Source organism: Olleya sediminilitoris (genome assembly GCF_016785945.1).
Classification (GTDB): domain Bacteria; phylum Bacteroidota; class Bacteroidia; order Flavobacteriales; family Flavobacteriaceae; genus Olleya; species Olleya sediminilitoris.
In genome coordinates this window covers 26,515-53,174 of record NZ_JAEMEF010000013.1, presented here as the reverse complement: position 1 = coordinate 53,174, position 26,660 = coordinate 26,515, and the positions used below count along the sequence as shown (strand labels likewise).

The following is a 26,660-nucleotide window of genomic DNA, read 5'->3' as shown; positions in this document are numbered from 1 at the left end:
CAACTTCTGGCAGTTCAAAGCTAAGTGTCTCGTTAGGATAGTTTTTTAAAGTAATAATTCCCATAACTAGTTTTCTTTTTGCTTTACAGCTTTTAGTTTAACTTTAGTAAAAGTGTCGTTTAATACAACATCATTTATTATATCATCTTTCATCCATTGACCATTGTATTCAAAATCTATGGCATGATTTTCTAGATCTATATCAACAACTTCTCCTTGGGTATTTTCAGAATTTATAACTAGATAAATCTCTTGATTTTCTTTAATAGAAGCGTCATTGATTCTATTATTTTCTAAATCTTCAATGTAATAGTTTAGCAACTTTGGTTCTGTAGTATCCAAAACCGTCTCTTCAACATTAGCATCCAAATCCGTTACCTTCCAATACCATTCAAACATTTTCTCTCCATTTTGCAACAGTATTGCTGGAGATAATTTTATTAAAGTTTGCATAGGTTGGTTATTAACACCATTAAAGGTATCTTGATGCAACAAACAATAGACGTCTATAAGCTCTATTTGTCTTGTTTTACCAAAAGTAAAAGATTGAGAAATTTCTATTTTGACCTTATTCATTAAACTGTTGGAGGTCATCCACTCATAAAAAATAGGATCTTTGGTGGCTTCTAGTACGATATCAAACTGTCCACCTGTTGGTTTTGCAGAAGGAAGTCCAGACATACTAGATTGCTGATTGAAGGAGAAGTTAAAATTTAAAATATTAAAAACTTTATCTTCAACATATAGTTTTGCTGTAATACTCATAATATTGATTAATAGAACTAAATTAATTTATTAAATCGATTTAACAAGAATATTCACATAAAAAAAAGCAAACCATTCGGTTTGCTTTTTTTTATTGCATTTCAACGATATATTGAAATGTTATACTATACTGTAATTACACGTGTAATGCTCTATCATCTGTAGCTGCTAATGCGGCTTCTTTAACTGCTTCTGCAAACGTTGGATGTGCATGTGACATACGCGAAATATCTTCGGCAGAGGCTCTAAACTCCATCGCTGTAACAGCTTCTGCAATAAGATCTGCACAACGTGCACCAATCATATGTACTCCTAATACTTCGTCTGTAGTTTTATCGGCAAGTATTTTAACAAATCCATCAATATCTCCTCCTGCTCTAGCGCGTCCTAAAGCCCTAAAAGGAAACTGACCTACTTTATAATCTGCTCCTGCGTCTTTTAATTCTTCTTCTGTTTTACCTACTGCTGCAACTTCTGGCCAAGTGTAAACAACACCTGGTATTAAGTTATAGTCAATATGTGGTTTTTGTCCTGCTAAAGTTTCGGCAACAAATACACCTTCTTCTTCAGCTTTATGTGCTAACATCGCTCCTTTTACAACATCTCCAATAGCATAAATATTACTAACATTGGTTTGTAAATGGTCATTAACTTCAATTTGACCTCGGTCTGTTAATTTTACGCCTGCTGCATCAGCATTCAAACCATCTGTATAAGGTTTACGTCCTACAGACACTAAACAGTAGTCTCCTTTAAACTCAACAACCTCTCCTTTTTTATTTTCTGCTTTAACAATAACTTCATCTCCATGACGCTCAACAGATTGAACTTTATGCGATAGCATCATGTTAAATTTAGCTTTCTTAAACACTTTATTTAACTCTTTAGACAACGCTTTATCCATTGTAGGTAAAATTCTGTCCATGTACTCAATAACAGTAACTTCTGCACCTAAACGTCTGTATACCTGACCAAGCTCTAAACCAATAACTCCGCCTCCAATCACAATCATGTGCTTAGGGATTTCTTTTAGTTTTAAAGCTTCTGTAGAGGTTATAATACGCTCTTTATCTAAAGTAATAAAAGGTAAGGTAGAAGGCTTACTACCTGTTGCTATTATTGTGTTTTTTGCTTCTATGGTTGTCGTTTCTTCGCCTTCTATTATAATATGTGTAGCATCTTTAAAACTCCCAACACCTGTAAAGACATCAATCTTGTTTTTATTCATTAAAAACTCAATACCTCCTGTTGTTTGGTCTACAACTGCTTGTTTACGACCAATCATTTTTTCTAGGTTTACTTTAATTTCACCCGGAATTTCAATTCCGTGATCTTCAAAGTGCTTAGTCGCTTCTTCATAATGATGTGAAGAGGCTAACAAAGCCTTACTTGGGATACATCCAACATTAAGACAGGTACCACCTAATGTCGAATATTTTTCGATAATTGCTGTCTTCATTCCTAATTGCGCGCAACGTATTGCTGCTACGTATCCACCTGGACCAGAACCTATAATTGCTACGTCGTATTGACTCATATATTTTGTTTTTTCGCTTTCGCGGAAATTATTAAATGTTACTTTCTATAAACAAAAGTACAATTTTGTGTGATTATTCACTAAAGTCTTAAAGCTAATTTTTGAATAAATATGCTACTGAAAACTGAAAAACCCTATTATAATTGTTATACGTTTGATCTTGGATTAAATTAGATAGCCCAAGATAATACCCTAGCCCAAGCAACACTCTAGAGTCTGTTTTTACCCCTATTCCTATGTTAGCACCTAAATCGGTTTGATTAACATTGGTTATGTCATTTCCAAATTGTGTAGATCCAACCTCTTTTACTGCGCCTACAGAAAAACCGACTTGTGGTCCTGCTTCTAAATAAAAGTTTTTGTCTGGATACACTCTTAAACCAATCGGTAAGGTTATATAATTTAAGACAACATTTTCTGCACCTACAGAACTAAACAGTACTTCTGGCACTAATCGTAATGTTTTACTAATCTCCAACTCTCCTGTCATACCAATATGAAAGCTAAAACGTGACGAGTACTCCTCTGAAAAATCACCAGAAATAGTAGCAATATTACCTCCTACTTTTATTCCAAAATAAGAAGGCTTATTGTTTTTTTGTGCAAAACTTAGGGCTGATATTACTAAGAAGAAATAAATTAAATGGTGTTTCATATTTTGATTTAAATAGATTAATACTGTTCAAAAATAAAGTTTATAGCTTAAACGACACAGCAAAAATTAAATAGGTATTGCGGTAGTACTTTTAACTTCACTAATAACAAACATACTATGCGTACTACCAATATGATTAATATTAGTTAGTTTTTCTACCATAAATTCTCTAAAAGCTTCCATATCTTTAACCACAACCTTAAGTATATAATCATAATCACCACTAATATGATGGCACTCTAAAACCTCTGTTAAATTGGTCACCTCTTTTTCAAATTGTACTACGTATTCTTGAATGTGTTGTGAGAGTTTAATATGGCAAAAAGCAACAAAACTTTTGTCTACTTTTTCCTTTTTAACCAACGCAACGTACTTATTAATTACACCATTGTTTTCTAATTTCTTAATACGCTCAAAAACTGCTGTTACAGATAAGTTTAATGCATTAGATAGCTCTTTATTAGTCTGTTTACTATCATTTTGTAGTAATTGTAGTAGTTTTTGGTCAATAGCATCAAAGGTCATAAAGGAAAAATTTTCAGTTTTAGTTATTCAATTTCAAATATAACAAATTAAATTTCTAATAAAACAACATATATTAGTTTTATATTCCTAATAATATTAATTACATTGATTATTATTCTAATAATACTGATATTTGATGTAATCATCACTAAAACTATTATTATGACATTTAAACCAGCAAACAACATACAAGATTTACAGTATTTTGGCGAATTTGGAGGTGTTAACCCGTCTATTTCAGACTCTTCTACCTACACCTTTTTATCAGCAAAAACAATGTTTGATACTTTTGAAGGCAATGCAGATGGATGCTACCTATACTCTAGACATTCTACACCTTCAAATTTATATCTTGGCGAAGCCTTAGCTGCTATGGAAGGGACTGAAACCGCTAACGTCACTGCATCTGGTATGGGTGCAATCACACCTGTTATCATGCAATTATGTGGTCAAGGAGACCATATTGTATCTAGCCGAACCATTTATGGTGGCACCTATGCGTTTTTAAAAAACTTCACCCCTAGATTTGGTATAAACACTAGTTTTGTTGACATCACAAAATTAGATACTGTTGAAGCTGCTATCACAAATAACACTAAAGTGTTGTATTGCGAGTCCGTTAGCAACCCATTACTAGAAGTTGCAGATATTAAAGCTTTAGCTAAACTTGCCAAAAAGTATAATTTAAAACTGGTGGTAGACAACACGTTTTCACCTTTATCAATTTCACCTGCACAATTAGGTGCAGATATCGTAATACACAGTTTAACAAAGTTTATTAATGGCTCATCAGATACTGTTGGTGGAGTCGTTTGTGGTACCCAAGAGTATATTGACAGCCTAAGAAATGTTAACGATGGCGCTTGCATGCTTTTAGGCAGTACTATGGATAGTTTAAGAGCAGCTTCTGTTTTAAAAAACTTACGCACACTACACATCAGGATGCAACAACATAGTGTCAATGCCTTATATCTAGCACAAAAATTTGAAGCTTTGGGTCTTAAAACCGTCTATCCTGGCTTACCCTCTCATCCTTCTCATGCGTTATTTAAATCCATGATGAATGACAAATACGGTTTTGGTGGCATGCTAACTATTGACGCTGGATCTTTAGATAAAGCTAATGCGTTAATGGAGCTAATGCAAGAAAAAAACCTTGGCTATTTAGCAGTAAGTTTAGGCTTTTACAAAACCTTGTTTTCTGCTCCTGGTAGCTCAACATCGTCCGAAATTCCTGAGGACGAACAAAAAGCAATGGGGTTAAGCAATGGACTTATCAGGTTTTCAATAGGCTTAGATGCAGACATACAGCGTACTTACCAAATAATGCACACTTGCATGAAGGCCTTAAACATAATTTAAGACCACATCAGTGTATAAATAAGGTTTAGTTAACGCTAAACCTTATTCTATTTTAAAAACTATCTAAACAGGGTTTTAGGTTACCTTATTTGCAACTAATAATTAAGCAAAAGTTAAGCACAAACAGACAAAGCATGGTCTAAATCTCTTAACATACTAGTTTTCAACATATAATTCAATTTGCAAAACATCTTGTAAAATCGTAACATTACACTTCCTAAAAACTAACTAAATGCAAGACGACAATATTTCCAAAATCGACATTAATGACCAAAAGATTATTGACAATAAAGAGTTAAGCTTATTAGAAGCCTTAATTCCGGTAGTAATCCTAATGTCTCTATTAGCATACAATATCTTTTTTGTAGAGGGTCAGGAATGGTTTGGGACATATACCAATCATATCATTTTATTAATTGGTGGACTTGTCGCTGCTGGTGTTGGGTTATTTAATAAAGTCTCTGTAACTTTAATGTTAAAAGAAATCTGGGAAAACCTTAAAAGCGTTTTTGTACCTATCATGATACTGTTTTTAGTGGGTGCACTTGCTGGTACTTGGTTAGTTAGTGGTATTATTCCTGCAATGGTATATTACGGGTTACAGGTTTTAAATCCTGCTATATTTTTACCCGCTTCGGTTATAATTGCTGCAATAATATCTATTGCAACAGGTAGTAGCTGGACCACATCTGCAACCGTTGGTATTGCATTAATTGGTATTGGTAGCGCATTAGGTATTGCACCAGGTATGATTGCTGGAGCAGTAATCTCTGGCGCTTATTTTGGAGATAAAATGTCTCCTTTAAGCGACACCACAAACCTTGCTCCTGCTATGGCTGGTACAGATTTGTTTACGCATATTAGATATATGACTTTTACTACAGTACCAACGTTAATAGTCACTTTAATAGTATTTTCAATATTAAGCACAACAATTGATACAAGTGGTACAACAGATATCAGTGGACTTTTAGCAAGTATTAAAAACACCTTTAACATTACACCTTTATTATTCATTGTGCCTGGTGTCGTAATTGGATTAATATTATTAAAAACAAAACCTCTTATTGCCTTATTTACAGGTATCATTCTTGCTGCTGTTTTTGCCTTTATTTTTCAGCCTAATATTTTAGACAGTTTAGCAGATTCAAAAATTAGTGCAATTATAACATCAATATTAACAGATACTAACATTGCAACCGACAACCAAAAACTTAACAAACTTTTTTCTTCTGGAGGAATGAACGGAATGCTATGGACCATCTTTTTAATTTGCTGCGCAATGGTATTTGGTGGTATCATGGACGCAATTGGTGCCTTATCCAGAATCACTAAAGAGTTACTTAAAATTGCCACTAGCGTCTTTGGGTTATTTACAAGCACAGTAATAAGCTGTTTAGGCTTAAATGCAATAGCATCAGACCAATATTTAGCAATTGTAATACCTGGTAAAATGTTTAAAAAAGCCTATAAAGACAGAGGGCTCGCGCCAGAAAACTTAAGTCGTACCTTAGAAGACTCTGGTACAGTAACCTCAGTACTAATCCCCTGGAACACCTGTGGTGCTTACCAATCTGGTGTATTAGGCGTCAGTGTAGCAGATTATTTTATATACGCTATCTTTAACTGGTTAAGCCCTATTACAACATTGCTATTTGCAGCGTTTTCAATTAAAATAAGACAGATTATTTCTAAATAGTTCCAAACTATTTTTATTTAAGCAAACTATAACAAAAATTTATAGCCCAATAAGATTTAAAAATTTTATTGGGCTTGTTTTTTTAACATTCAACCATATCTTTGCCACTCAAAAATTAATCTAATAACTAAAAATTTTTAACACTATGGCTATAGTAGGAAAACAATTTCCAGACTTAACAGTAGACGCAATGAACGAAATGGGTGACACCTTTAAACTTAACGTTCTTGAAGAAGCAAAAAACAACAAGAAAAAAGTAGTATTATTCTGGTACCCAAAAGATTTTACTTTTGTTTGCCCAACAGAATTACACGCTTTTGAAGCTGCAAAAGAAGAGTTTGCAAAAAGAAATACTATAGTAATTGGTGCCTCTTGTGATACTCCAGAAGTACACTTTGCATGGTTAAATACACCTAAAGATAATGGTGGAATTGAAGGTGTAACGTACCCAATTTTAGCAGACTCTAACCGTAACCTAGCCTCTACCTTAGGTATTTTAGATATCACTAACGAAACTTACAACGAAGAAACAGGTGTAGTAACCGTTGAAGGTGACAACGTAACTTACAGAGCCACTTACGTAATCGATGAAGATGGTGTAGTACAACATGAAGGGGTTAACAACATGCCTATCGGAAGAAACGTAAACGAGTTTTTACGTATCATTGATGCCTTAACACACGTACAAGAAAAAGGAGAAGTTTGTCCTGCAAACTGGGAAGAAGGTAAAGACGCAATGAGCGCTAACAGAACTGGTACTGCTGAGTATTTAGCAAATCACGTAAACTAAGCAATCATGGTTCAAGAATTAAGTCAAGATAATTTATCAGAAATTATAGCAAACAACAACACCGTTGTGGTACAATACTCTGCCACTTGGTGTGGTAACTGTCGTATCATGAAACCTAAAGTTAAAAAATTAGCTGGTGAGTTACAAAACATTACGTTTGTTATCGCTGACGCGGAAAAATTTCCGGAATCAAGACAATTAGCTACCGTAGACAATTTACCAACGTTTGCCACTTTTAAAGACGGAAAATTTGTAAATCAAACACAGACTAACAAATTTGACGTATTAAAAGACTTAGTAAACGAAGTAGCCTAATACAAAAAACGTCAGTTCCAGTAATTTTGAAGTAACAAAAATTATATCGAGAACAGCTTTTGAAACAGAAATTAAAAAATACTTATCAATGAAATTACCAGTAATAAAACACCTAGCGCAATTTATAGAAGATAACGACGAAGATTACGTTATCGAAACCATTGAAACGCTAGAAGCATTAACCGAAGTACCATCCTTAAAAGATGAAGAGCTAGACGTTATCGGAGAGCTAATCTCTAACATGTATGGTGCTATTGAAGTTAATAAAATGATTAAAGACGGTACGCCTAAAAAAGAAGCGGTAAACAACTTTATGAAACGTGTTTTAGGATCTATTGATAAATAAGACTAAAGAAAAAGAAAAATTTAAAAGCCACTTTGCAATCTTGCAAGGTGGTTTTTTTTATGCTATTACGTAAACCCCTAAGACCTACCTCCTAACCTTGTAAGATATTTACTATAAATAAAAATACGTAGTTATACGTATTGTAATTATTATTTAGTAATTGTAGTTTAGCTTACTAATAATTTACTACAATAGCCTGAGATCTATTTGATATTTGTATTGAAAAGTTGTTAGCAACAATAAGAGAAAAATGACGAACAAAAAACAATATTCTTTACTTTTTGTACAAACTGTCGAACGTCTGAATAATAGCGTTAGAAAATTTGCAGAAAAAAATAGTGATATTTTAGAATTGAGTACTAATAACCCAATGGAACTTTTAATAAAGGACAGATCAAAAATATCGGAATTTCAATTTCTTATTCACAGCCCTCATCAAGACAATCGAAACAAAATACTTTTCAAGGCGGAATATAATCCAACAAATGCTACCAAAATCGGAACTAAAAAATCAGTTACCGAAGAAAAATCAATATTGACTATTTTAGAACATTGGACTAATATAATTCGTTCATATAATAAAGCCAGTTGGACACCCGAAGAAAATATACTAAACGAATATGAACGTGAATTTTATGACAACTTTGAAATTTTAGATGAAGATGCTGACATAAATCCTTATGAACTAGACAAACAAATAATAATACATAATTATTTTGTTGAAGTAATTAAAGTGTTAAAAGTTAATGAAGAGGAAAACGCCGAATTAATAAAAGAAGCGGAAGAAATTAAGGACAATATTCCTAAAATGACAAAAAAGACGACTGTCAAGAAGATTAGTCGATTTTTTGCGAATGTTAGAAAGAAAAGTCTGCCTTTACTAAAAGAAGTTTTAGAATTAGGTCGTAAGGAAATTTTTAAAAGAGGAATAAAATTTGTCCTTGATAATATCGGAGATTGGATTGCACTTATTGGATAAATTACAGTTACCAACACAGTGTATAATTCATTGCTAGTTATAGCCTACTTACGAAAGTCCTCGCGGACTTTCTATCTGTGATTTATTTGCTAACTTTAATACTTAAACACGCAACGAAATCATACACAAACACGTTGCCAATAATTTGATAAATACCCATTAGTAGGTATTGTTTGAATAAAATATAAGCTTTATAATTACGACTAACCAAAACCAATCTAATATGAAAAAAGTGCTTTTAATTATTTTGACAATTAGCTTAACGAGTTGCGCAAGCTGGAAACAACCGAGCACAAATACTCAAGGCGACCCAAAAAACGCAAATAACTATGGATATCATCCAATGGATCCACTTCCAGTAGAAATAAAACTTAAAGAAGTTGAAAATGATAGTAGAAGTATAAAATCGAGAATGTTAGATGCTCTTCCTGACGAAACTATGAGACTTGCAGTTGGACAAATAACAAACTCTGGCGGAATTACTTTTGGAACAGCAACAACAGGTTTTAAAGGTAATCAATATGTTGTTATTTTAGATTATATTAAATTTAACACAGAGTCTTTTGGGGTAAAATTAAACAAAACGACTGACAAATATTCAATCGCTTCACTAACTGAAACTTCTGACGCTGATGTGATTGTACCTGTTTATGTTGGAGTTGGTTTAAGGCTTACTGCGAATATTACAGTTTTGAAAGGAGAAGTCAATCTTGGGAATTTATTTGCTATTGGTGGAGAAGCTTCATCAGAAAAAATTTCTGGAACTTTAGTTGTTCAAACTTTAGGAATAAGTGGAAAAACTATTTCAACTTCGATTCCTATGCCAAGTGAAATAAATAGTACTACAATACAGAACGCAATTTTGGCTTTAGGAACAATAAAAGCAGTAATGTATGAAAATGATACTAAAATAACACCAAGAGTTGTTGGAGTGTATAATACTTTAGGTGGCGGAAGTGAAACTATAAATGGATTTATATCATCAATTCTTCAAAAACCAAAAGTACTTAACGTGGAATAAAAACTACTGGCTACAACGTTTATAGCTCATAGCTGATTAGTTGCTTAAGAGAAGTTAAGGCATATTTGGAAAGTCGCAAAGTTTTTAAATTTGACGACTTTCCAACAAAAAAGATAAATAGTAAAATTTAAAAACCTGGCTTGTGCTCAACCCAGTAGTTATCGCTATTTTACACGCTACAAGCCATATACAAGACCGTTAGGCAATATTAAAAAAACTGCTATAAAAAAATAAATAATGATAAATAAAGGCTCTGAATGGAATAAATGGAACTTCCACGTTCATACTAAGGGAACAAATAAAAACGACCAATTTAAATCAGCATCTATTGACACTTTTTTTTATGTATTTTTTAAAAAAGCATACGAAAATAAGATAAATGCCATTGGAATTACAGACTATTTCTCAATTGAAAAATACCTAGAAGCAGTAAGCTATGTTGATGATATTGAAAATAAATTAAATAATGATAAATCAAAACTATTTTCAGAAGATGAAATAACATTTATTAAAAGTATTTTTTTATTTCCAAATGTAGAATTAAGAATGCTCCCATCTACTGACAGAGCACGATTAATAAACATACATTGTTTATTCAATCCTGATTATGTTAAACATTTAGAAAATGATTTTTTTGCTCATATAGAAAATCAAGATAATCATAAAATGAATCGTCACGGATTAACTGAATATGGCAGAAGCTTAAACGATTCTATAATCGATGAAAATGCCCTTTACAAAAAAGGTGTAGATAATTATATTATAGATTTAAAATCTTTAAAAAAAATAGTAGACAATAATGTTAATTTTAAAGACAACTGTCTATTCGTTGTTAGTAATTCTAATAACGATGGTGCTTCTGCAATCCAAAAACATTATGACTTATTTGAAAATGAAGGAGGTGCTTTAGACGGGTTAAGAAAATCTATTTATGGACTTTCTCATTCAATCTTCTCTACAAACAAAAAAGATGTAAAATATTTTTTAGGTAAAAGACTTGAAGGGACACCTGACTATACTGAAGAGATATATAGAAAAGAGGTTTCTGAAGTCATTAAGCAAAGAGGTTCGTTAAAAGCTTGTATAGTAGGTTGTGATTCACACACTGAAAGTACTTTATTTAGTAAATTTACTTGGGTAAAATCTTCTTTAACTTTTGAAGGTTTAAGACAAATATGTTATGAACCAGAACAAAGGGTTAAAATACAGAGTGAAAAACCTGATTTCAAAGAAGATAAAGTAATTATTAATAGTGTAAAATTTGATTCTACAAACAATATTTTTACCCAAAACTTAATACACTTAAATCCAAATCTTAATGTAATAATTGGTGGAAAATCTTCTGGTAAATCAATATTATTATACTCAATAGCAAAAACACTACTACCTGAAGATTCAATTTTAAGAAACGAAACTGGTAATGAGAAATACGATCTTAAAGCAATTGATTCTGAGTTTAATTTTGAAATAACTACAAAAAGTGGAATTAGTCAAAAAATGTTTAGAGACTTCAGTGAAAACTCTATTATTCCAGATATAAAATATATTCCGCAAAATTATCTAGTAAAACTTGCTGAGCCTGAAGTTAATAAAAAAGGGAAATCTTTAAATAAATTAGTTCGAGATTTAATAAATGAAGATTCCGAATCTAAACTAAAGTATGACCAATTTATTAAAAACGTTAAAGAAAAAGACAAACAAAGAGAAGCTTTAATTGATAAGTATTTTGAATTCTTAGATGAAATTTTAAAACTAGAAACAGAATTAAAAACTAAATCCAATAAGGAGGTTTTAGAAAAAAATATTTTATCTAATACAGAACAAGTAGAAAAATTAAATAAAGAATCGGGGTTAACTGAAGAACAATTAGCAAAATACAAAGAAGTTCAAGTAAAATTAGATGCATTTGATATTAAGCAAAATAATTTTAAAGAAGATTTAACTTATATACAGAATACATTAAGTCAAATTAATAAACTAAGTCAGGATCTTTTAGATAGTAAAATTGAGTTCATAGAAAATATTAAGACCACAGAGATAAAAAAACATTACGAAGGTGAATTATCTCCTATAAATGAACTTAGCACATTAATTTCAAGTTCTTTAAGTAAAATCGAAATAGAAACTGATGAATCTGGAAAAAGACAATTTAAAAATGATAATGTCTTAAAAACCAACTTAACATCTTTAACTAAAGAAAAAAATCTATTAAATAAAGAGCTTGAACCTTTTCAACAAAATGATGAAATTAAAAAGAAAATTGAAGTTTTAAACAACTCAATATCAACAGACAAAAAATTACTTATTGATATAACTTCTTTAAATGATAAAATAATTGAGAAGAAAAAAAGTTTAGAATCAACTAAAAGAATTATTTTTTCATTGTATGAAAAATCATATAATGAATATACAGAAATAATATCTGGATTAGAAAATAGAACTCAACAATTAGAAAGAGATGGTTTAAAAATAGATGGAATTGCACAATTCAATTTTAAAAAATTTAGTAAAAACATAATAGGATTAAGTGATGGTCGTAAAGCATCTTACAATAATTATTCTATTTTGGATTCTCTAAAAAAATCGACAGACAAAACCGATTTTTCCGAAATAAAAAAAGAAGTAGAAAATATCTTTTGTGATATTCTTGATGACAAATATTTAATTTTACAAAGATTTTCTAAAAAACAAGCAATTAAGACTTTATTAGAGGATTACTTTTATGATTATTGGAAGATAATTTACAAAAATGATAAATTAGGAGAAATGTCAACAGGAAAAGCTAGTTTCGTAATTCTCATGCTAATCATTGGGTTAAGTAAGTCTAAATCACCAATCCTAATTGATCAACCTGAAGATAATTTAGATAATAGATCAATAACATCTGATTTAGTTCATTACCTAAAAAACAAAAAACTAGAAAGGCAAATAATAATAGTCACTCACAATGCAAATATAGTTGTGAATTCAGACTCAGAAAATATAATTGTTGCTAATCAAAAAGGACAAAATGAAACCGAATCATCTAGCCCATATAAATTTGATTATATAAATGGAGCTTTAGAAAATACATTTAATAAAATTGACTCTGAAAAAAATTTATTAAAATCAATGGGAATCAGAGAACACGTTGCAGATATTGTAGAAGGTGGTAAATCAGCATTTATATCAAGAGAAAAGAAATACAGATTTAAAAATAACATTGCCTAACAAAGTACTATGGTAAAAACTAACTAATGCTTTACTAAAGTAGTACTGTAAAAATCGGCATATCTTATTCCTAATTTTGCTATTGCAAAAGCCTATTTTAATAACCACATCGCTACGTACAGATATAGTAATAAATATAATTAACTTCGCAATTCATGACTTTACACGTTTTAATAACCTGTTTAACTTACAGGATATTAGTAATAAAAGTAAATATGTAACTAGTTGTGCGCCATTTAAGAAACCCTAAAACAAAAGAAATTGAGTTGGTTAAATAAAATGTTTGGAACAAAAAAAACAGAGAGAATTCCAACTCTAAAAATTGATTATATCCAATTAACTAAGGATTGGAACGCTGACCCAGTTTCACCCGAAATTGAATTAAAAGTAGACGGAATTGACTTAACAATGGATATTTATCTTAATCATTTTCAATTCAACAAATACCAGAAAGGAGACAAAGTTAAAATCCGATTTAAAAACTGTGCTCAATATTCTCTGAATACTTGTAATGACGAAGGGTATTTTTATGGACAATATAGAACAAACCACAACGAATTACCTTGGGGAGAATTCTATGAAATTAAAAGCGGATTAAATAAAGAGTTACCGAATCCAATTGAGAAAATTCAAACTAGCAATTCTGACAAAAAACATTTTATTTTCTTTTTTAAAGACGAAACTTTTGAATGTCTTGCTTCTAATTATTATTTGGATTTTTACAACGAAAAAGTACTAAACAATTGCAAAACAAACTATAATATAGTTTTAGGAGGCAAAGAAATCGGAACTTCTAAACTAGAAAAAGCAGATGCACCAATGGGTGTTGCATTTGGACAAATTAAATTCAACGGAATAGAAACGCCATACCAATTCATTAAAGAATACTGCTTAAAAAATAATATTGTAATAAATACTGACGACCCAGAATTCGAATTTATCGATACTCAAGTGATATCAGAATTAAAAGTATTTAGACAAGATGGATTTGAAATAAAAGGAGTTGCCGGAAATACAATTACTGGAATGAAAGATGAAGGATATGAAATCTCAATTCTGGGAATAGGCTACCCATTTTATGAAGAAGAATTCCCTCATCATGTTGAACATTATAGAAATATGTATAAATCGGAATAAAAACGAACACACAAGATGTATATAATTCATTGCTAGTTATAGCCTACTTACTAAAGTCCTAGCAGACTTTCTATCTGTCATTTATTTGCTAAATTACTCGGTTAACCACAAAACAAACCATATACAAATACGTTATAAAATAGTAACAGCTATTTCCAAAAACAAATACTAAACAGTCTTTTAAAAAATATTAGGTTAAAGAGCCCTTAAAACTTGGGCTAATCACCTCTATTCTATTTGTTTAAAATAAACCAATTTTGTTTCATCGATTGAGAATTACATTTAATAATTCTAAACTAACAGTTAATAAAGTACCTCTTTATAACTATAGAAATTAAATAGAATTTTGAATCAGATTAAACACGGAAGTTAAAAAGTGAATAGAGTAAGCAAATTTAAAATCTAATATTATGAAAAATGAAAAACTAGAAAAATTTGATCCAAATGGGCAAAATGTTAAATACAACGGAAAGATGCTTGTATTTCCTGATCCAATATCTTTTATGAGTACTTTACAGAGTATCGCTAAGGCAAATCAGGATTGCCCAGAGATTAATGAAGTAAAAATCTTTCAAAAATTTGAAAATCATTTCAATGGTTTTTACTCTTTAAGAAATAAAATTGCTGGAGAAGTTGCTTCAATGGAGGAAAAAGAAGGCATCACTGAAAAAAATGATCCTGAATTAAAATATAATCCAGACCCTTATGTTCAAACAGTACTTAATGAGGATGAGGAAGTAATGGTTTCTGGAAAAATTGTAAGAATTACAAAAAAAGGAATGTTTGAGGTTGAAAGCAAGTCAAAGGAAATAACTGATCTTACTCCTGAATCTGCAAAAAAAAGCTGTTGTTGGTTCATTCATCAAAGAGTGAATTGGAAAGCTTACCAAAATAATCCGAACTGGAAAATTAAATCTACAATTTGGGTTAATGGCTTCAATTTTTGGGGAATGGTATTTCTAATGGTAGGCGGTAAAACTAGACATTATGAAAAAAACTGGCTTGGGCATTGGGTTTCTAGAATCCCTTGGAAATTGAGTATTTTTGGTAACTATACATTCAAATACTTAACTTGTGATAATATAAATCAAAATTCTCGTACCCTTGGAGGAAATTATAAATATCAAGCACGTGAAGTTTCTCAAGTAAATTTTGAAGTTTCTGGTGGTATACCTTCTTTTGTTACAGAATTCAAAACAGTACATAGAGGTAATCATAACTATGATGATGCATACGCTTATTTAGATATTTGTAAATAACGGTTAACAAGGTCTAACACTTTGTCGTTTATGTATTATCAAAAAAATATCCTCAACTGCTTCTACCATTTAAGCATTTGAGTAAATATTGAAGTGCCTACTTTTGATGGGATAAACGACAAAGTGATAGAATTATTTAGTATGGTAACAATAAACAAAAATAATATAGTTGTTTAAAAAAAATACTGGAATAAAAACGATTTGCCAACAAAGTACTGTGGTAAAAAACAAGTAAAAACTAACTAATGTTTAACTAAAGCACTTATATAATTAGTATCATAAGCTAGTCCTTATTTTGCTATTGCAAAAGCTTGTTTTAATTGGCTATTACTAACAGCTATTAACGCTAATTTTTTACGCTTCCCTTTAGCTACTAATCATCAAAGTATTGCTATGCAATCTTGGTTATATTTGCAAGCATTAAAACTGCACACAAATAATAAAATTAATACCATTTAAATCCCAATTTCATGGGATAATTCCTACTTATTTTACCACAAAACCCAATCTTCACACAAACACCTGTAAAACAAATAGTTAACATATGTTTCGACATAGGTTATAGCGTGGTTATAGCATGGTTATAACGCACTTATAGCATGCTTATAGTATGATTATAGAGAGTCAGTAATAACTAACCCAAATACAAAACCAAGAAGTTTAAGTATATAGCGTTAAGGCTAGTATATTTCAGTAGCCTAAGTACCCAATTTTTACTAAAGAGAACAACATCACAATATGTATCACCAAACAATACAATCCTTATTAAAACACGATTACTAAACCAATAAATAAAACGTTTAAATACAAGTATGGCTTAAAACAAACCATTAAGAGCAGAGATCACACACAAAAAAGAATTAAGCAAACAGTCTATAGTTACAAACATTTACAAACACATTTTACCCTCTAATTAACAAAACTTACCCAAGTACATTAAAATCTAAATATCAAATACAGACCCTCAAAAAAATAATGTAAATTTACCTGAGCCTACGATGTAACAATTGGACAAGTTCAAAATATTACCCAAAAAGGATCAACCTTTTAAGTATAATACAAACTAAACATTTTTGTTTTGTTTAAAGCTTATTATTTGAATAACTAAAGGTAATCATCAAACCAATTGAAGTGGATTTTCATAATCTCGTCTTTGTTTTCATTAATATTTTCAATAAAACTTTTAGCAATTGAAGATAAGTTTTTAGAACTTAACCATATTAAATTCCATTCCGTTTTCATAGGTAATTTTTTAACTGGAATTATCTGTAAATCGCCATTTTTAAGTTCGTTTTTAATACCAATTAATGGCATTATCGAATAACCCAACCCTGCAATTATTGCCTGTTTTAAAGCTTCATTTGACTTTAATTCCATTTTCTTATAAGTAGAAATTTTATTGGATACTAAAAAATACTCCATTTGATTTCTAGTTGCAGATCCTTGCTCTCTAAAAATAAGAGGTAGTTTCTCAAATTCTTTTCTACTAATATTCTTTCCGGTTGGTTTGTATTGCTTACCTCCTACTAAGTAAAGTCTATTGTCCATTAACTGAATACGATTAATTTTTAAATGCTTCGGTATTGTAGACACCATTGCAAAATCAATTTCATTATTTTCTAATGAACGTACTACGTCAGCTTTATTGGTTACATCCATTAATAAATCGACACCTTTATGCTTATTGATAAAATTAGTCAAAAAATAAGGCATCACATATTTAGCAGTAGATACAATTGCAATTTTAAATTTCCCAGCCAATTCACCCTGAAAAGACAATGCTTTATAATTAATAGCATTCACTTCTTTTAAGATTTTTTCTGCTGCAAGCTTTATTTCTTCTCCAAACTCAGTAATGTAAATTTTTCTTCCAACTACCTCAAATAATGGTATTTGAAATTGATCCTGAAAATTTTTTAACTGGATAGATACAGCTGGTTGCGTTAAAAATAATTCCTCTGATGCTTTAGTAACACTTTGGAGTTCACTGACCTTATGGAATATTTCTAGTTGATGCAAAGTATACTTCATAAATATTTCTTATGTAATTCATAATAAAAATAAATAAAAATAAATAAATAATACTTGTAATCTTTGCACAAATAATTAAAACTTTAAAATTATGAGCGATTTTGTAATTAGAAAAAATAACAACAGTAAATCAAAAAATAAACTAGCTACATATGCTAAACCAACAACAAAAGAGGCAACTCTATTTGTAAAAGTGATTGCTTTTGTTATTGCTTTTTCTGGACTTATTTTCATGTCTACTAGTAACGATAATTTAATGCTTAGTGAGCTAGTAGTTTCTGGAGTAATATTATCCATAGTCTTTTTTATTCACAATGTATCAAACTATTAGGTTAAAAATTAAACTCACTAAACAAACGCTAAATTAAATGGATTTACATTTATTATTGGACAATTTAACTAACCCTGCTTTACTTTTTTTCTTTTTAGGAATCATAGCAGTCCAGTTAAAAAGCGATTTAAGTATCCCAGAAAACTCCTCAAAATTTATTTCACTTTACCTACTATTAGCCATTGGTTTTAAAGGCGGTCAAGAACTTGCTCACAGTGATTTCTCTATGGAAATACTATGGTCATTGCTCTTCGGAATACTGTTAGCTATTTTAGTTCCTGTTTACACCTATTTTATTTTAAGAAGAAAATTTAATGTAGAAAACGCAGGTGCGATTGCTGCTGCTTACGGATCTGTAAGCGCAGTAACATTTGTGACTACAATCTCTTTTTTAGAATTAGAGCAAATCGCCTTTAGTGGACACATGGTAGCAGTTATGGCACTGATGGAAGCACCATCAATTATGGTAGGACTTTTACTAATGACTTATTTCAAGAAAAGTAAAAAAGACGAAAAAACAGTACCAATGAAAAAAGTAATCCATCATGCACTGACCAACGGTAGTGTGTTAATTATTATTGGAAGTCTTTTTATAGGTTTTATGGCTAGTGAAGCACAAGCTGAAGGAATTAAACCATTTACTACAGACATTTTTAAAGGGTTTCTAGCTGTTTTCCTCTTAGACATGGGTATCACAAGCGGTAGAAAATTATCGGACTTTATTAAAAAAGGATGGTTTGCTCTAGTATTTGCTATTATAATACCTGTTATAAATGGAAGTTTAGTTGCCGTAAGCAGTGGAATAATAACAGAAAGCACAGGTAACAGATTACTGTTTGCCATACTTGCAGCTAGCGCCTCCTACATTGCTGTACCAGCAGCAATGAAAATTGCTGCACCAAAAGCCAATCCAAGTTTATACATACCTATGGCGCTTGCTATTACATTCCCTTTTAATATCACATTAGGGATGCCTCTTTATTTATGTATCATAAACATATCATAAATAAAATTAATAAATAGTATAAAATATATAAATAAAAATCAATACAATTAATTACGCAACTTTGCAATAACAACACAATAAAACAATTATAACATCATGGAAACATTAGTACAACCTAAAACAAAACAAAAAATAGATTTAATTGATGGTAAATTTACACCATCAGAAGCTTCGGACATAATCAAATCTATATTAGACGCAAAAATAAATTTTCATAAAATACAACGACTTTCAATTACAGAAGGTAATAATATTGATCCTTGCGAATATGACAGTAGTAGAATAAATGAGCTTATCAATGAACAACAAATCGCTAAAGATTTTTTTGCACAAGCACGATTACAAGGTAAAAAGTTAAAAATGCGTAGTGTTATTCAAATTGACATAGAAGAATAAATTTTCGCATAAAAAAATCCTACTAACCATTATATAAATATTGTATAATGATTAGTAGATTTTTTTTTTAGTTATAAATAAAAGGACTAAAATAGCACTAAAAAAAACTCACTAATGTTTTAAATAAAATACTTCTGTACTAATGATTCTAAATTAGTTCTCATTTTGCAATAACAATAGCCTCTTTTAATACTGTTTCACAAACTACTAAAGCTTACTTTTTCGCTTTCCTTTGGTGAGTAATTGACTATAAAAGCTTTGTAAAACGTCTTCAATTTACAAGTATTATAACTGCATAAAAATAACAAAACAATTACCATTTATAATCCAAATAACAAGGGGTAATTTTAGTCTATTTTACCATAAAATCAAAAATCAACATAAACACCTAAAAAACAAATAGTTAAACTAAAACCTAACAAAGGTTATAGCGTGGTTATAGCATGGTTATAACATACTTATAGCATGCTTATAGTATGATTATAGAGAGACAGTAATAACTAACCCTAATATAAAACCAAGCAGTTTATACACAATAACCTTTTGCGACACTTATACTACCCATTATTTTTAGAAATAAAAAACTGCAAACGAAGCACTTAATGCAAAAGATTATAATAAAGTAGAAAAAATATTAAAGGTTAGTAAAGCCTCCCTATTTCAAGAAAAACAATCAAAAATATTTTCAAAAATAAAAACGATTATTAATTGTGAAACGTTAAAAGGGTTTAACCAACTGGTAATTATTACAGAAATACAAGTTTATAAAAATATAGCAATGGGTCTTAATAGTAGCGGTTTGAAAACTCCAATTGGTGTTAATAATATTCTTGAATACCTAGAAGATTCTATAATAGTTTAAACAAAAAAATCTAATAGCTTCAAAGCCAAAACTAGATTACAAATTAACCGTAACTAATAACGCAACGGTAATATAAAATGTAGTCAATAAAAAAAGGTGCTAAAAAAAACTTTAGCACCTTTAGTATTTTTGCGTTGTAGCTTTAATTTATTCGCAAATAAAATTACTATTTATAGCATTCTCACCTGTAATTTCAGATTCTAAATTGTCTTCTGTAAATAATACAAATCTGTCAATAGCATGACCTGTAGATCGTCCCGAAACCTCAATGGTATAATCTCCAGGCGTATCAAAAACTACATAAATATTGTGTGCATCATTATCGCTTGTTTTTGTATTCCATTTCCAAGTATTTTGAGTATTCATATAAGCTTTAAACCATCCATCTCTTCCTGGTCCGTTTGGTAATGTAGAGGTTTGACCTGCACTTTCAGGAATAGGATCTAGAGTTGTTTCTTTTGGATAAACAATATGGCCATCGTTTTTCATTCCATAAAAGTGATCTGCATCAGGTATGCGTAACCAACTGTCATTATGCTCTGATCCTTGGTCACCAATGGTAATATATGATCGCCAAATAAATCTATAAGTTCCTGGTGTTGTTATTCTAATGTTATAAGTTAAAAGTCCATTTCCAGGATTCCCCAAAAAAGTATCTCCTGTCCATACTAAATATCCATCGCCAGAAGCGTCTTCAATACTTTGCTGAAAACTCCAATTAGTATTTTGAAAATTGGTCTTCTCAAATTCGATATCCAAAACACCGTTTTCCTCTATAAAAAAAGAGGCTTGTGTACCATCACAACCTGAAGACATGCCAGAATCGGTTGAATCATCTGAGTTACATGACGATATTGAAGTAATAAAGATTGAAAAAATTAAGGGAATTAAAATTGATTTTTTTAAAAACATATTATATAAATTTTGGTTGTTCTCAAATATAATAAATGTTAAAATAAAATAGCTTATTAAATAAGATAACTAAATTTAAAACCTATAAAACACAATAACCATATTCTAAATCGTTGCTATTAAACAAGACATAACTTATGAGAAAAATCACCTTAATAATTATAATAACTGCTTGTTTGTTCTCTTGTAAAGAAACACAAAATCTAACAATTACATCAAGGTTACAAATATTGAAGATTTAATACCTGGACCAATAGTTAATGACTCGTTAAGTAAAAAACAATTAGACCAAATTAAAAATATACATCAGACGTTTATTGAAGTGTATCCAATGTCTCTTGAAGAAACCATTTCTAACTTTAAAAGAGACCAAAATCCCGATAATGAAATTTCTATATGGTTAAATATGGCAAAAGTCTTTAAAGTATTTACCTTAGAAAACGTAGAACATCAAAAGCTTGAAGTAAAAAAAGAAGCCTTTAGATTAATTTTAATGCGTTCTATGATGTCTGAAAAAGAAGCGATAAACAAAGCTGATTTAAAATTACTTAATGAAAACAAGGCTAAAGAAATTTTGAAAAATTATTCTTTAGATAAAAAACCAATCAAAATAGAAAGTAAATAACTATTTTACCCAAATTAAACCAGGTAAAAACATGAAAAGAAATGAAAATTGGAGATTGTGTTGAATATAATAATGAATTTGGAATTGTAATCCCAATAACAGACGACAACGGAAAATACTTGTCTGGAGATTTACTTGTAAGATGGGATAGCCCAAATAAAAACGATATTGAAAGCTGCATTGGTAATTTAGAAGGATTACTAAAAAAGGTTAAGCAACATCAATTCAAGTTTATAAAGGAACAATGCTATGAGTCGATCAAAAAAGAAAACTAAAATACAAGCAATAACTACTGCTAAATCTGAAAAAGACAATAAAACGGAGGCTAACCGAAAATTACGTAGGATTGTAAAACAAAAAGTTAACTCAGGACAAATGGATTTACCTGATTTACGCGAAGTTTCAAACGTTTGGAACTTTAATAAAGACGGAAAAAAATATAAACCAGAAATGACTAAAAAAGAATTACGTAAATAAAAACTAACACTTAAAACATTAATAAACAACAAAATAAAACAAACATCAAGCAACCATTTTACTAAAATTTGCGTCTATTAAATAAAACACTCTAAACAAGTTTATCATGGACACAAAACAATTCTGGAAGCAACTTACCTTATTTATAATTATACTACTACTTATTTTAATAACAAGAGAGTATATTTCATACCAATTAATTAACAACAGAATTGAATCTTACCAAACACATACAATATTAAGCATTAGCGCAAACCTGATATTAATACTAGTGTCTTTATTTTTTATTAATAAAAACGGGCTTTACACCATTGCAGGACTAAAAGGTACCACACTAAAAAAGTGGTACCTTTTAGTATTTCCGCTTATATTTTTGGTTGTTCTCAACATATTAGTCATAGATCCTATAAATACAGACACTTTATATTCTAATATTGTAATTTATACAATCTATTCTATGTCTATTGGGTTTGCAGAAGAATTAAGTATTAGAGGATTTATGCAATCGCATTTAATAAACTACTTTGGACAGACTAAAAAAAGCATCGTTATATCTATCTTTATAGCGTCTGCATTTTTTGGAGTTATTCACCTTATAAATTTTGACAAAGGGTTTTATGGCGAGATGTCTCAAGTTTGTTTTGCTACTTTTATTGGTGTAATGTTTGGTGTTTTATTAGTCATTACAAAAAGAATATATCCATTAATTTTAGTACACACTATAATAGATTTTGTTGCAGATTTGGACACCGTTGGCATGCCAATAACAGAAAAAATAAGCGATCCAACAACTCTTGAAACTGCTATAATTATTACTTTACTTGCTTTTCCTTGTTTATTATATGCTGTCTTTTTAATGAAAAAACAACCTTTAATACATCAAAACCAAAAATTATAAACTATCCTTTTAGTATTTCAAACTAATTTTAAGACTATTATAAAAAACGTTTGATATACATTTCAAGAGTTCTTAATTCTTAAAATTTGAAACAAAAAGAATCCTTAAAAACAAAATATTAAAACTGAATTTAAATATTTTAAATAAATTCAGTTTAATCTAAAAAAACGGATAATAAAGATAACTTTACTCAAAAAAAACAATTCTTTTAAAATGAAAAAATTATTAACCTTTATTCTAATTTCATGTAGTATAACTGCTTATTGTCAAGATAAAACACTTGTTTTAAGTTTAAATAACTATCAAGTTTTTCAAGATACAACTCAAAAAACATACACTATTGTAGATTCTAATAACAACATAATTGTACAGGATTTAAAATATGTAAATTACGCAGGTTTCAGCCAAAGCTTACAGACTTTAGATAAAAGCAACAACATAATTTACTATGACAATACTTTAAAACAAATTGAAACACCTAAAGAGGGCATTATGACAGTTTGTGGTACTGTAGCCTATTTTAAAAGGAAAATTACTGAAGATAAAAACAATTACTATGTAGAGTTTACAAAGGATAATTCTGTATATAATAATGGTATTACCAAAACAATTGTAGATACCATTCCTAAAACTAATATCAAACAAATTTACTTTGCCAATACTAAAAAAGAAATTGACTACGATGAAAATTTCTATTTTCCAACGGTCTTAATTTTAAAATTAGAAAATACCATAGCTATAAAAGACAAAGATTCGATAAAATATTACGACTCAATTGATTTAAACAATCCATTTGCTATAAAAGTAAAAAAAGGCAATTTACTAGGCTTATATGGTATTACAGAGGTCAAATTTAAACAGTTAGAAAACTTTAAATATAATCTTGCTAAATTCACAGATGCAAACGGTAAAATAGGTTATATTGATTTACTAGGTAATGAGTATTAATAAACATTGATTATTCCCTTAAAAATTTGTATCTTTTAAAAACTAACCTATAAATACCTTACTTATGGAAGCTACAGTTATATTTGGCATTTTACTATTTGTTTTAATCACGTTTGTGTTTTATAAACTAACAAGTAAAGATTACAAAAAAGATTATAGTAAAAAAATGTGGTCCAATTGGGTGACCAGATTGTATTATTGGCAAGGTGCATTACTAATTAGTGGTGGTTTAACCGTAGCTTTATTATTTGCCATAAAGTCTGTAAATATCTTACAATTTTAAACTCTTTAGTTTTCATTTAAAATAAACAATTCAATTCCGTAAATTTGTTGTACTTAAAAAAGATAAATTAAAAGAATTAAGGATGTTCCGTTGTCACGGAAACTATTATAAATGATAAACATTCACGAAAAAACATTACAAGATTTAGAGTTTTCAACCGTATTACACCAAGTAAGCGAGTATTGTATTACCACTTTAGGAAACGAGAAAACACTAAGTATTTTACCATATAAAGATCAAGAAACGTTGTTAAATGCATTGCAATTAACCAACGAGTATCTGTCGTCCTACTACAATGATAATCGCATACCAAACCATGGTTTTGATACGATTAGCAAAGAGCTTAAGTTACTAAAAATAGAAAACACCTATTTAGAAACGCACAGCTTAAAAAAACTAGTCTCGATATCCTTAACAGCCAATGAACTGGTAAAGTTTTTCAAAAAATTTGAAACATACTATCCTGGTTTATACCAATACAGTTCTAAAATTGAAGTCACTATAGATATCATTGAAAAAATTGATAGTGTTGTAGACCGATTTGGAGATGTTAAAGACACTGCTTCAGCATTATTAAAAGATATTAGACAACAAATAAACAGGTTAAAAGGAAAAATAAACTCTAGCTTTACTTCGGCATTAAATCAATATCACAATCTAGAATATTTAGATGATATCAGAGAGTCTGTAGTAGATAACAAACGTGTATTGGCTGTAAAAGCCATGTACAGACGTAAAGTTAAAGGTGCCATAATGGGTGGAAGTAAAACCGGAAGCATTGTTTATATAGAGCCTGAAACCACACTACAACATTCCAGAGAATTAAATAATTTAGAATACGAAGAAAGCGAAGAAGTGGTTCGTATTTTAAAAGAAGTGACCAATTATATGCGTCACTACCTACCATTGCTTAATTTATACCAAACTTTTTTAACCGAAGTGGATGTGATTTCCGCGAAAGCGAAATACGCAAAATCCATGAACGCTATTTTACCAGAAATTAGCGAAACACGTGAGCTATATCTGCGTGATGCCTACCATCCTCTACTCTATTTAACCAATCTAGAGAAAAAAGAAAAAACGCATCCACAAACCATTAATCTAAAAGAAGACAGTCGTATCATTGTTATTTCTGGTCCAAATGCAGGAGGAAAATCTATTACTTTAAAAACCGTAGGTTTATTACAAGTCATGTTACAATCTGGATTATTAATTCCAGTACATGAGCGTAGTAAAGCCTTTTTATTTGATAGAATTGTAAGCGACATTGGAGATAACCAGTCAATAGAAAACCACTTAAGTACCTACAGTTACCGTTTAAAACAGATGAATTATTTCTTGAAAAAGATTAACAAGAATACACTGTTTTTAATAGATGAATTTGGTACAGGATCTGACCCAGAATTAGGTGGTGCTTTAGCAGAAACTTTTTTAGAAGAATTTTATGCCAGAAAAGCTTACGGAATCATCACCACACATTATGCTAATTTAAAAATGTTAGCTAATGAAAAAGAGGAAATGATTAACGCTAACATGATGTTTGACGAGCGTACTTTGGAGCCAATGTACAAATTAGCATTAGGTCAAGCCGGAAGTAGCTTTACTTTTGAAGTTGCACAAAAAAACGGAATACCTTACAGTTTGATAAACCGTTCTAAAAAGAAAATAGAACGCAGTAAAGTACGTTTTGATGCCACTATAGCTAAATTACAAAAACAACGTGCAAAGCTTGAAAAAACTAGCGAATCACTTAAGGTTAATGAGAAGAAAAAACAAACCGAAGCTGATAAGTTGGAAGAAATCAACGCAAAAATACAACGTAAACTAGAAAACTATCAAGAGTTGTATGATAACAATCAACGATTGATTTATTTAGGTCAAAAAGTAAATGATATCTCTGAAAAATACTTTAACGACAAGAAAAAAAGAGAATTAATGGCTGAGTTATTTAAACTAGTTCAGATTGAAAACTCTAAGCGTAAAAAGATATCGGCAAAACAAGCTAAAGCTGAAAAAGCTAAAGAAAAGCAAGTACAACAAGAAGCCGAGAAGAAAGTTAATGTTATTAGAAAAAAGAAAAAAGAAGCCAAACAAAAAGCTAAAGACAAACCTGTTGCACCAAAACCAATTTTAAAAGTTGGAGATAGAGTCCGTATGAATGATGGACGAGCTGTTGGAACAATTGATAAGTTTGAAAAAGGAAAAGCTATTGTAAACTATGGTATGTTTACTACCAATGTTAATGTAGACCTTTTAGAGCTAGTTGAAGCTGTTAAAAACAAAAAGTAAAT

26 protein-coding genes and 1 pseudogene are annotated in these 26,660 nt (G+C 30.1%); 20 read left to right on the top strand and 7 right to left on the bottom strand.

Features of this window, described 5'->3' with window-relative positions:
* Positions 1 to 66 precede the first annotated feature (66 nt).
* The 4 genes from tssD to JAO71_RS13195 all read right to left on the bottom strand — a co-directional run bounded on the left by tssD (position 67) and on the right by JAO71_RS13195 (position 3,482).
* Positions 67 to 765 (bottom strand): type VI secretion system tube protein TssD, encoded by a 699-nt coding sequence (gene tssD / locus JAO71_RS13210; RefSeq protein ID WP_203001268.1) that lies wholly within the window; start codon positions 763 to 765, stop codon positions 67 to 69.
* A 136-nt stretch (positions 766 to 901) separates the two neighbouring features.
* Positions 902 to 2,302 (bottom strand): dihydrolipoyl dehydrogenase, encoded by a 1,401-nt coding sequence (lpdA, locus tag JAO71_RS13205; RefSeq protein WP_203001266.1) that lies wholly within the window; start codon positions 2,300 to 2,302, stop codon positions 902 to 904.
* Between the two features lie 94 nt (positions 2,303 to 2,396).
* Positions 2,397 to 2,957 carry an outer membrane beta-barrel protein gene (locus JAO71_RS13200; RefSeq protein ID WP_203001264.1) on the bottom strand — a complete coding sequence of 187 codons (561 nt, stop codon included), beginning with the start codon at positions 2,955 to 2,957 and terminating at the stop codon, positions 2,397 to 2,399.
* A gap of 66 nt (positions 2,958 to 3,023) precedes the next feature.
* Positions 3,024 to 3,482, bottom strand: a complete 459-nt coding sequence (locus JAO71_RS13195; RefSeq protein ID WP_054850859.1) for an Lrp/AsnC family transcriptional regulator — start codon at positions 3,480 to 3,482, stop codon at positions 3,024 to 3,026.
* Positions 3,483 to 3,644: 162 nt separating this feature from the next.
* On the opposite strand from JAO71_RS13195, the gene JAO71_RS13190 reads away from it, so the two are divergent.
* The 10 genes from JAO71_RS13190 (at position 3,645) to JAO71_RS13145 (ending at position 15,600) form a co-directional block, all read left to right on the top strand.
* The gene (locus JAO71_RS13190) at positions 3,645 to 4,844 is read left to right on the top strand and encodes an aminotransferase class I/II-fold pyridoxal phosphate-dependent enzyme (RefSeq protein ID WP_203001262.1); all 1,200 of its coding nucleotides are present in this window, start codon (positions 3,645 to 3,647) and stop codon (positions 4,842 to 4,844) included.
* A gap of 232 nt (positions 4,845 to 5,076) precedes the next feature.
* A complete protein-coding gene (gene nhaC / locus JAO71_RS13185) occupies positions 5,077 to 6,543 on the top strand; it encodes a Na+/H+ antiporter NhaC (protein ID WP_203001260.1) in 1,467 nt (488 codons plus the stop codon).
* 145 nt (positions 6,544 to 6,688) lie between these two features.
* Positions 6,689 to 7,333, top strand: a complete 645-nt coding sequence (locus JAO71_RS13180) for a peroxiredoxin (protein ID WP_028290820.1) — start codon at positions 6,689 to 6,691, stop codon at positions 7,331 to 7,333.
* A 6-nt stretch (positions 7,334 to 7,339) separates the two neighbouring features.
* Complete coding sequence (locus JAO71_RS13175) at positions 7,340 to 7,648, top strand: thioredoxin family protein (RefSeq protein WP_028290821.1); 309 nt, start codon at positions 7,340 to 7,342, stop codon at positions 7,646 to 7,648.
* 88 nt (positions 7,649 to 7,736) lie between these two features.
* On the top strand, positions 7,737 to 7,994 hold the full coding sequence (locus JAO71_RS13170; RefSeq protein WP_028606173.1) for a DUF6952 family protein: 258 nt from the start codon (positions 7,737 to 7,739) through the stop codon (positions 7,992 to 7,994).
* A gap of 250 nt (positions 7,995 to 8,244) precedes the next feature.
* Positions 8,245 to 8,973 (top strand): hypothetical protein, encoded by a 729-nt coding sequence (locus JAO71_RS13165; protein WP_203001258.1) that lies wholly within the window; start codon positions 8,245 to 8,247, stop codon positions 8,971 to 8,973.
* A gap of 223 nt (positions 8,974 to 9,196) precedes the next feature.
* Positions 9,197 to 9,994, top strand: coding sequence for a hypothetical protein (locus JAO71_RS13160; RefSeq protein WP_203001256.1), 798 nt, complete (start codon positions 9,197 to 9,199; stop codon positions 9,992 to 9,994).
* Positions 9,995 to 10,231: 237 nt separating this feature from the next.
* Positions 10,232 to 13,204: a TrlF family AAA-like ATPase gene (locus JAO71_RS13155; RefSeq protein WP_203001254.1), complete on the top strand. Its 2,973-nt coding sequence runs from the start codon at positions 10,232 to 10,234 to the stop codon at positions 13,202 to 13,204.
* A 279-nt stretch (positions 13,205 to 13,483) separates the two neighbouring features.
* The gene (locus JAO71_RS13150; RefSeq protein WP_203001252.1) at positions 13,484 to 14,341 is read left to right on the top strand and encodes a hypothetical protein; all 858 of its coding nucleotides are present in this window, start codon (positions 13,484 to 13,486) and stop codon (positions 14,339 to 14,341) included.
* A 410-nt stretch (positions 14,342 to 14,751) separates the two neighbouring features.
* A complete protein-coding gene (locus JAO71_RS13145; protein WP_203001250.1) occupies positions 14,752 to 15,600 on the top strand; it encodes a hypothetical protein in 849 nt (282 codons plus the stop codon).
* A gap of 290 nt (positions 15,601 to 15,890) precedes the next feature.
* Here the strand turns inward: JAO71_RS13145 and JAO71_RS15985 are convergent.
* A pseudogene (locus JAO71_RS15985) lies at positions 15,891 to 16,043 on the bottom strand (IS110 family transposase); the annotation flags it as partial.
* A 661-nt stretch (positions 16,044 to 16,704) separates the two neighbouring features.
* Positions 16,705 to 17,631: a LysR family transcriptional regulator gene (locus JAO71_RS13140; RefSeq protein WP_116822618.1), complete on the bottom strand. Its 927-nt coding sequence runs from the start codon at positions 17,629 to 17,631 to the stop codon at positions 16,705 to 16,707.
* A 91-nt stretch (positions 17,632 to 17,722) separates the two neighbouring features.
* Here JAO71_RS13140 and JAO71_RS13135 point away from each other — a divergent pair, with 91 nt between their 5' ends.
* The 3 genes from JAO71_RS13135 to JAO71_RS13125 all read left to right on the top strand — a co-directional run bounded on the left by JAO71_RS13135 (position 17,723) and on the right by JAO71_RS13125 (position 19,364).
* Positions 17,723 to 17,962 carry a hypothetical protein gene (locus JAO71_RS13135; protein ID WP_116822617.1) on the top strand — a complete coding sequence of 80 codons (240 nt, stop codon included), beginning with the start codon at positions 17,723 to 17,725 and terminating at the stop codon, positions 17,960 to 17,962.
* Between the two features lie 37 nt (positions 17,963 to 17,999).
* A complete protein-coding gene (locus JAO71_RS13130; RefSeq protein WP_054850846.1) occupies positions 18,000 to 18,968 on the top strand; it encodes a sodium-dependent bicarbonate transport family permease in 969 nt (322 codons plus the stop codon).
* A gap of 96 nt (positions 18,969 to 19,064) precedes the next feature.
* Entirely contained in the window at positions 19,065 to 19,364 is a 300-nt protein-coding gene (locus tag JAO71_RS13125) for a hypothetical protein (RefSeq protein ID WP_054850845.1), read from the top strand.
* Positions 19,365 to 20,373: 1,009 nt separating this feature from the next.
* Here JAO71_RS13125 and JAO71_RS13120 read toward each other — a convergent pair.
* Positions 20,374 to 21,138 carry a hypothetical protein gene (locus tag JAO71_RS13120; RefSeq protein WP_203001248.1) on the bottom strand — a complete coding sequence of 255 codons (765 nt, stop codon included), beginning with the start codon at positions 21,136 to 21,138 and terminating at the stop codon, positions 20,374 to 20,376.
* A gap of 331 nt (positions 21,139 to 21,469) precedes the next feature.
* Between JAO71_RS13120 and JAO71_RS13115 the strand changes: the two genes are divergently transcribed.
* The 7 genes from JAO71_RS13115 (at position 21,470) to JAO71_RS13085 (ending at position 26,658) form a co-directional block, all read left to right on the top strand.
* Positions 21,470 to 21,763, top strand: coding sequence for a hypothetical protein (locus JAO71_RS13115; RefSeq protein ID WP_203001246.1), 294 nt, complete (start codon positions 21,470 to 21,472; stop codon positions 21,761 to 21,763).
* 41 nt (positions 21,764 to 21,804) lie between these two features.
* Entirely contained in the window at positions 21,805 to 22,038 is a 234-nt protein-coding gene (locus JAO71_RS13110; RefSeq protein ID WP_203001244.1) for a hypothetical protein, read from the top strand.
* Positions 22,013 to 22,240 (top strand): hypothetical protein, encoded by a 228-nt coding sequence (locus JAO71_RS13105; protein ID WP_028607830.1) that lies wholly within the window; start codon positions 22,013 to 22,015, stop codon positions 22,238 to 22,240. The genes JAO71_RS13110 and JAO71_RS13105 overlap by 26 nt, the downstream gene beginning before the upstream one ends.
* 106 nt (positions 22,241 to 22,346) lie before the next feature.
* Positions 22,347 to 23,138: a CPBP family intramembrane glutamic endopeptidase gene (locus JAO71_RS13100; protein ID WP_203001242.1), complete on the top strand. Its 792-nt coding sequence runs from the start codon at positions 22,347 to 22,349 to the stop codon at positions 23,136 to 23,138.
* A 213-nt stretch (positions 23,139 to 23,351) separates the two neighbouring features.
* Positions 23,352 to 24,086, top strand: a complete 735-nt coding sequence (locus tag JAO71_RS13095; RefSeq protein WP_203001240.1) for a hypothetical protein — start codon at positions 23,352 to 23,354, stop codon at positions 24,084 to 24,086.
* A gap of 64 nt (positions 24,087 to 24,150) precedes the next feature.
* On the top strand, positions 24,151 to 24,369 hold the full coding sequence (locus JAO71_RS13090) for a hypothetical protein (RefSeq protein WP_203001323.1): 219 nt from the start codon (positions 24,151 to 24,153) through the stop codon (positions 24,367 to 24,369).
* A gap of 111 nt (positions 24,370 to 24,480) precedes the next feature.
* Positions 24,481 to 26,658, top strand: coding sequence for an endonuclease MutS2 (locus JAO71_RS13085; protein ID WP_203001239.1), 2,178 nt, complete (start codon positions 24,481 to 24,483; stop codon positions 26,656 to 26,658).
* Positions 26,659 to 26,660 lie beyond the last annotated feature (2 nt).

Bases quoted from the DNA above. Each gene is read 5' to 3' on its own strand.
- JAO71_RS13180 (WP_028290820.1), top strand. From the start codon at position 6,689: ATGGCTATAGTAGGAAAACAATTTCCAGACTTAACAGTAGACGCAATG.
- JAO71_RS13150 (WP_203001252.1), top strand. From the start codon at position 13,484: ATGTTTGGAACAAAAAAAACAGAGAGAATTCCAACTCTAAAAATTGAT.
- lpdA (WP_203001266.1), bottom strand. From the start codon at position 2,302: ATGAGTCAATACGACGTAGCAATTATAGGTTCTGGTCCAGGTGGATAC.
- JAO71_RS13160 (WP_203001256.1), top strand. From the start codon at position 9,197: ATGAAAAAAGTGCTTTTAATTATTTTGACAATTAGCTTAACGAGTTGC.
- JAO71_RS13095 (WP_203001240.1), top strand. From the start codon at position 23,352: ATGAAAAAATTATTAACCTTTATTCTAATTTCATGTAGTATAACTGCT.
- JAO71_RS13110 (WP_203001244.1), top strand. From the start codon at position 21,805: ATGAAAATTGGAGATTGTGTTGAATATAATAATGAATTTGGAATTGTA.
- tssD (WP_203001268.1), bottom strand. From the start codon at position 765: ATGAGTATTACAGCAAAACTATATGTTGAAGATAAAGTTTTTAATATT.
- nhaC (WP_203001260.1), top strand. From the start codon at position 5,077: ATGCAAGACGACAATATTTCCAAAATCGACATTAATGACCAAAAGATT.
- JAO71_RS13155 (WP_203001254.1), top strand. From the start codon at position 10,232: ATGATAAATAAAGGCTCTGAATGGAATAAATGGAACTTCCACGTTCAT.
- JAO71_RS13105 (WP_028607830.1), top strand. From the start codon at position 22,013: ATGAGTCGATCAAAAAAGAAAACTAAAATACAAGCAATAACTACTGCT.
- JAO71_RS13165 (WP_203001258.1), top strand. From the start codon at position 8,245: ATGACGAACAAAAAACAATATTCTTTACTTTTTGTACAAACTGTCGAA.
- JAO71_RS13175 (WP_028290821.1), top strand. From the start codon at position 7,340: ATGGTTCAAGAATTAAGTCAAGATAATTTATCAGAAATTATAGCAAAC.
- JAO71_RS13170 (WP_028606173.1), top strand. From the start codon at position 7,737: ATGAAATTACCAGTAATAAAACACCTAGCGCAATTTATAGAAGATAAC.
- JAO71_RS13100 (WP_203001242.1), top strand. From the start codon at position 22,347: ATGGACACAAAACAATTCTGGAAGCAACTTACCTTATTTATAATTATA.
- JAO71_RS13145 (WP_203001250.1), top strand. From the start codon at position 14,752: ATGAAAAATGAAAAACTAGAAAAATTTGATCCAAATGGGCAAAATGTT.
- JAO71_RS13130 (WP_054850846.1), top strand. From the start codon at position 18,000: ATGGATTTACATTTATTATTGGACAATTTAACTAACCCTGCTTTACTT.
- JAO71_RS13120 (WP_203001248.1), bottom strand. From the start codon at position 21,138: ATGTTTTTAAAAAAATCAATTTTAATTCCCTTAATTTTTTCAATCTTT.
- JAO71_RS13125 (WP_054850845.1), top strand. From the start codon at position 19,065: ATGGAAACATTAGTACAACCTAAAACAAAACAAAAAATAGATTTAATT.
- JAO71_RS13115 (WP_203001246.1), top strand. From the start codon at position 21,470: ATGTCTCTTGAAGAAACCATTTCTAACTTTAAAAGAGACCAAAATCCC.
- JAO71_RS13085 (WP_203001239.1), top strand. From the start codon at position 24,481: ATGATAAACATTCACGAAAAAACATTACAAGATTTAGAGTTTTCAACC.
- JAO71_RS13140 (WP_116822618.1), bottom strand. From the start codon at position 17,631: ATGAAGTATACTTTGCATCAACTAGAAATATTCCATAAGGTCAGTGAA.
- JAO71_RS13135 (WP_116822617.1), top strand. From the start codon at position 17,723: ATGAGCGATTTTGTAATTAGAAAAAATAACAACAGTAAATCAAAAAAT.
- JAO71_RS13195 (WP_054850859.1), bottom strand. From the start codon at position 3,482: ATGACCTTTGATGCTATTGACCAAAAACTACTACAATTACTACAAAAT.
- JAO71_RS13190 (WP_203001262.1), top strand. From the start codon at position 3,645: ATGACATTTAAACCAGCAAACAACATACAAGATTTACAGTATTTTGGC.
- JAO71_RS13200 (WP_203001264.1), bottom strand. From the start codon at position 2,957: ATGAAACACCATTTAATTTATTTCTTCTTAGTAATATCAGCCCTAAGT.
- JAO71_RS13090 (WP_203001323.1), top strand. From the start codon at position 24,151: ATGGAAGCTACAGTTATATTTGGCATTTTACTATTTGTTTTAATCACG.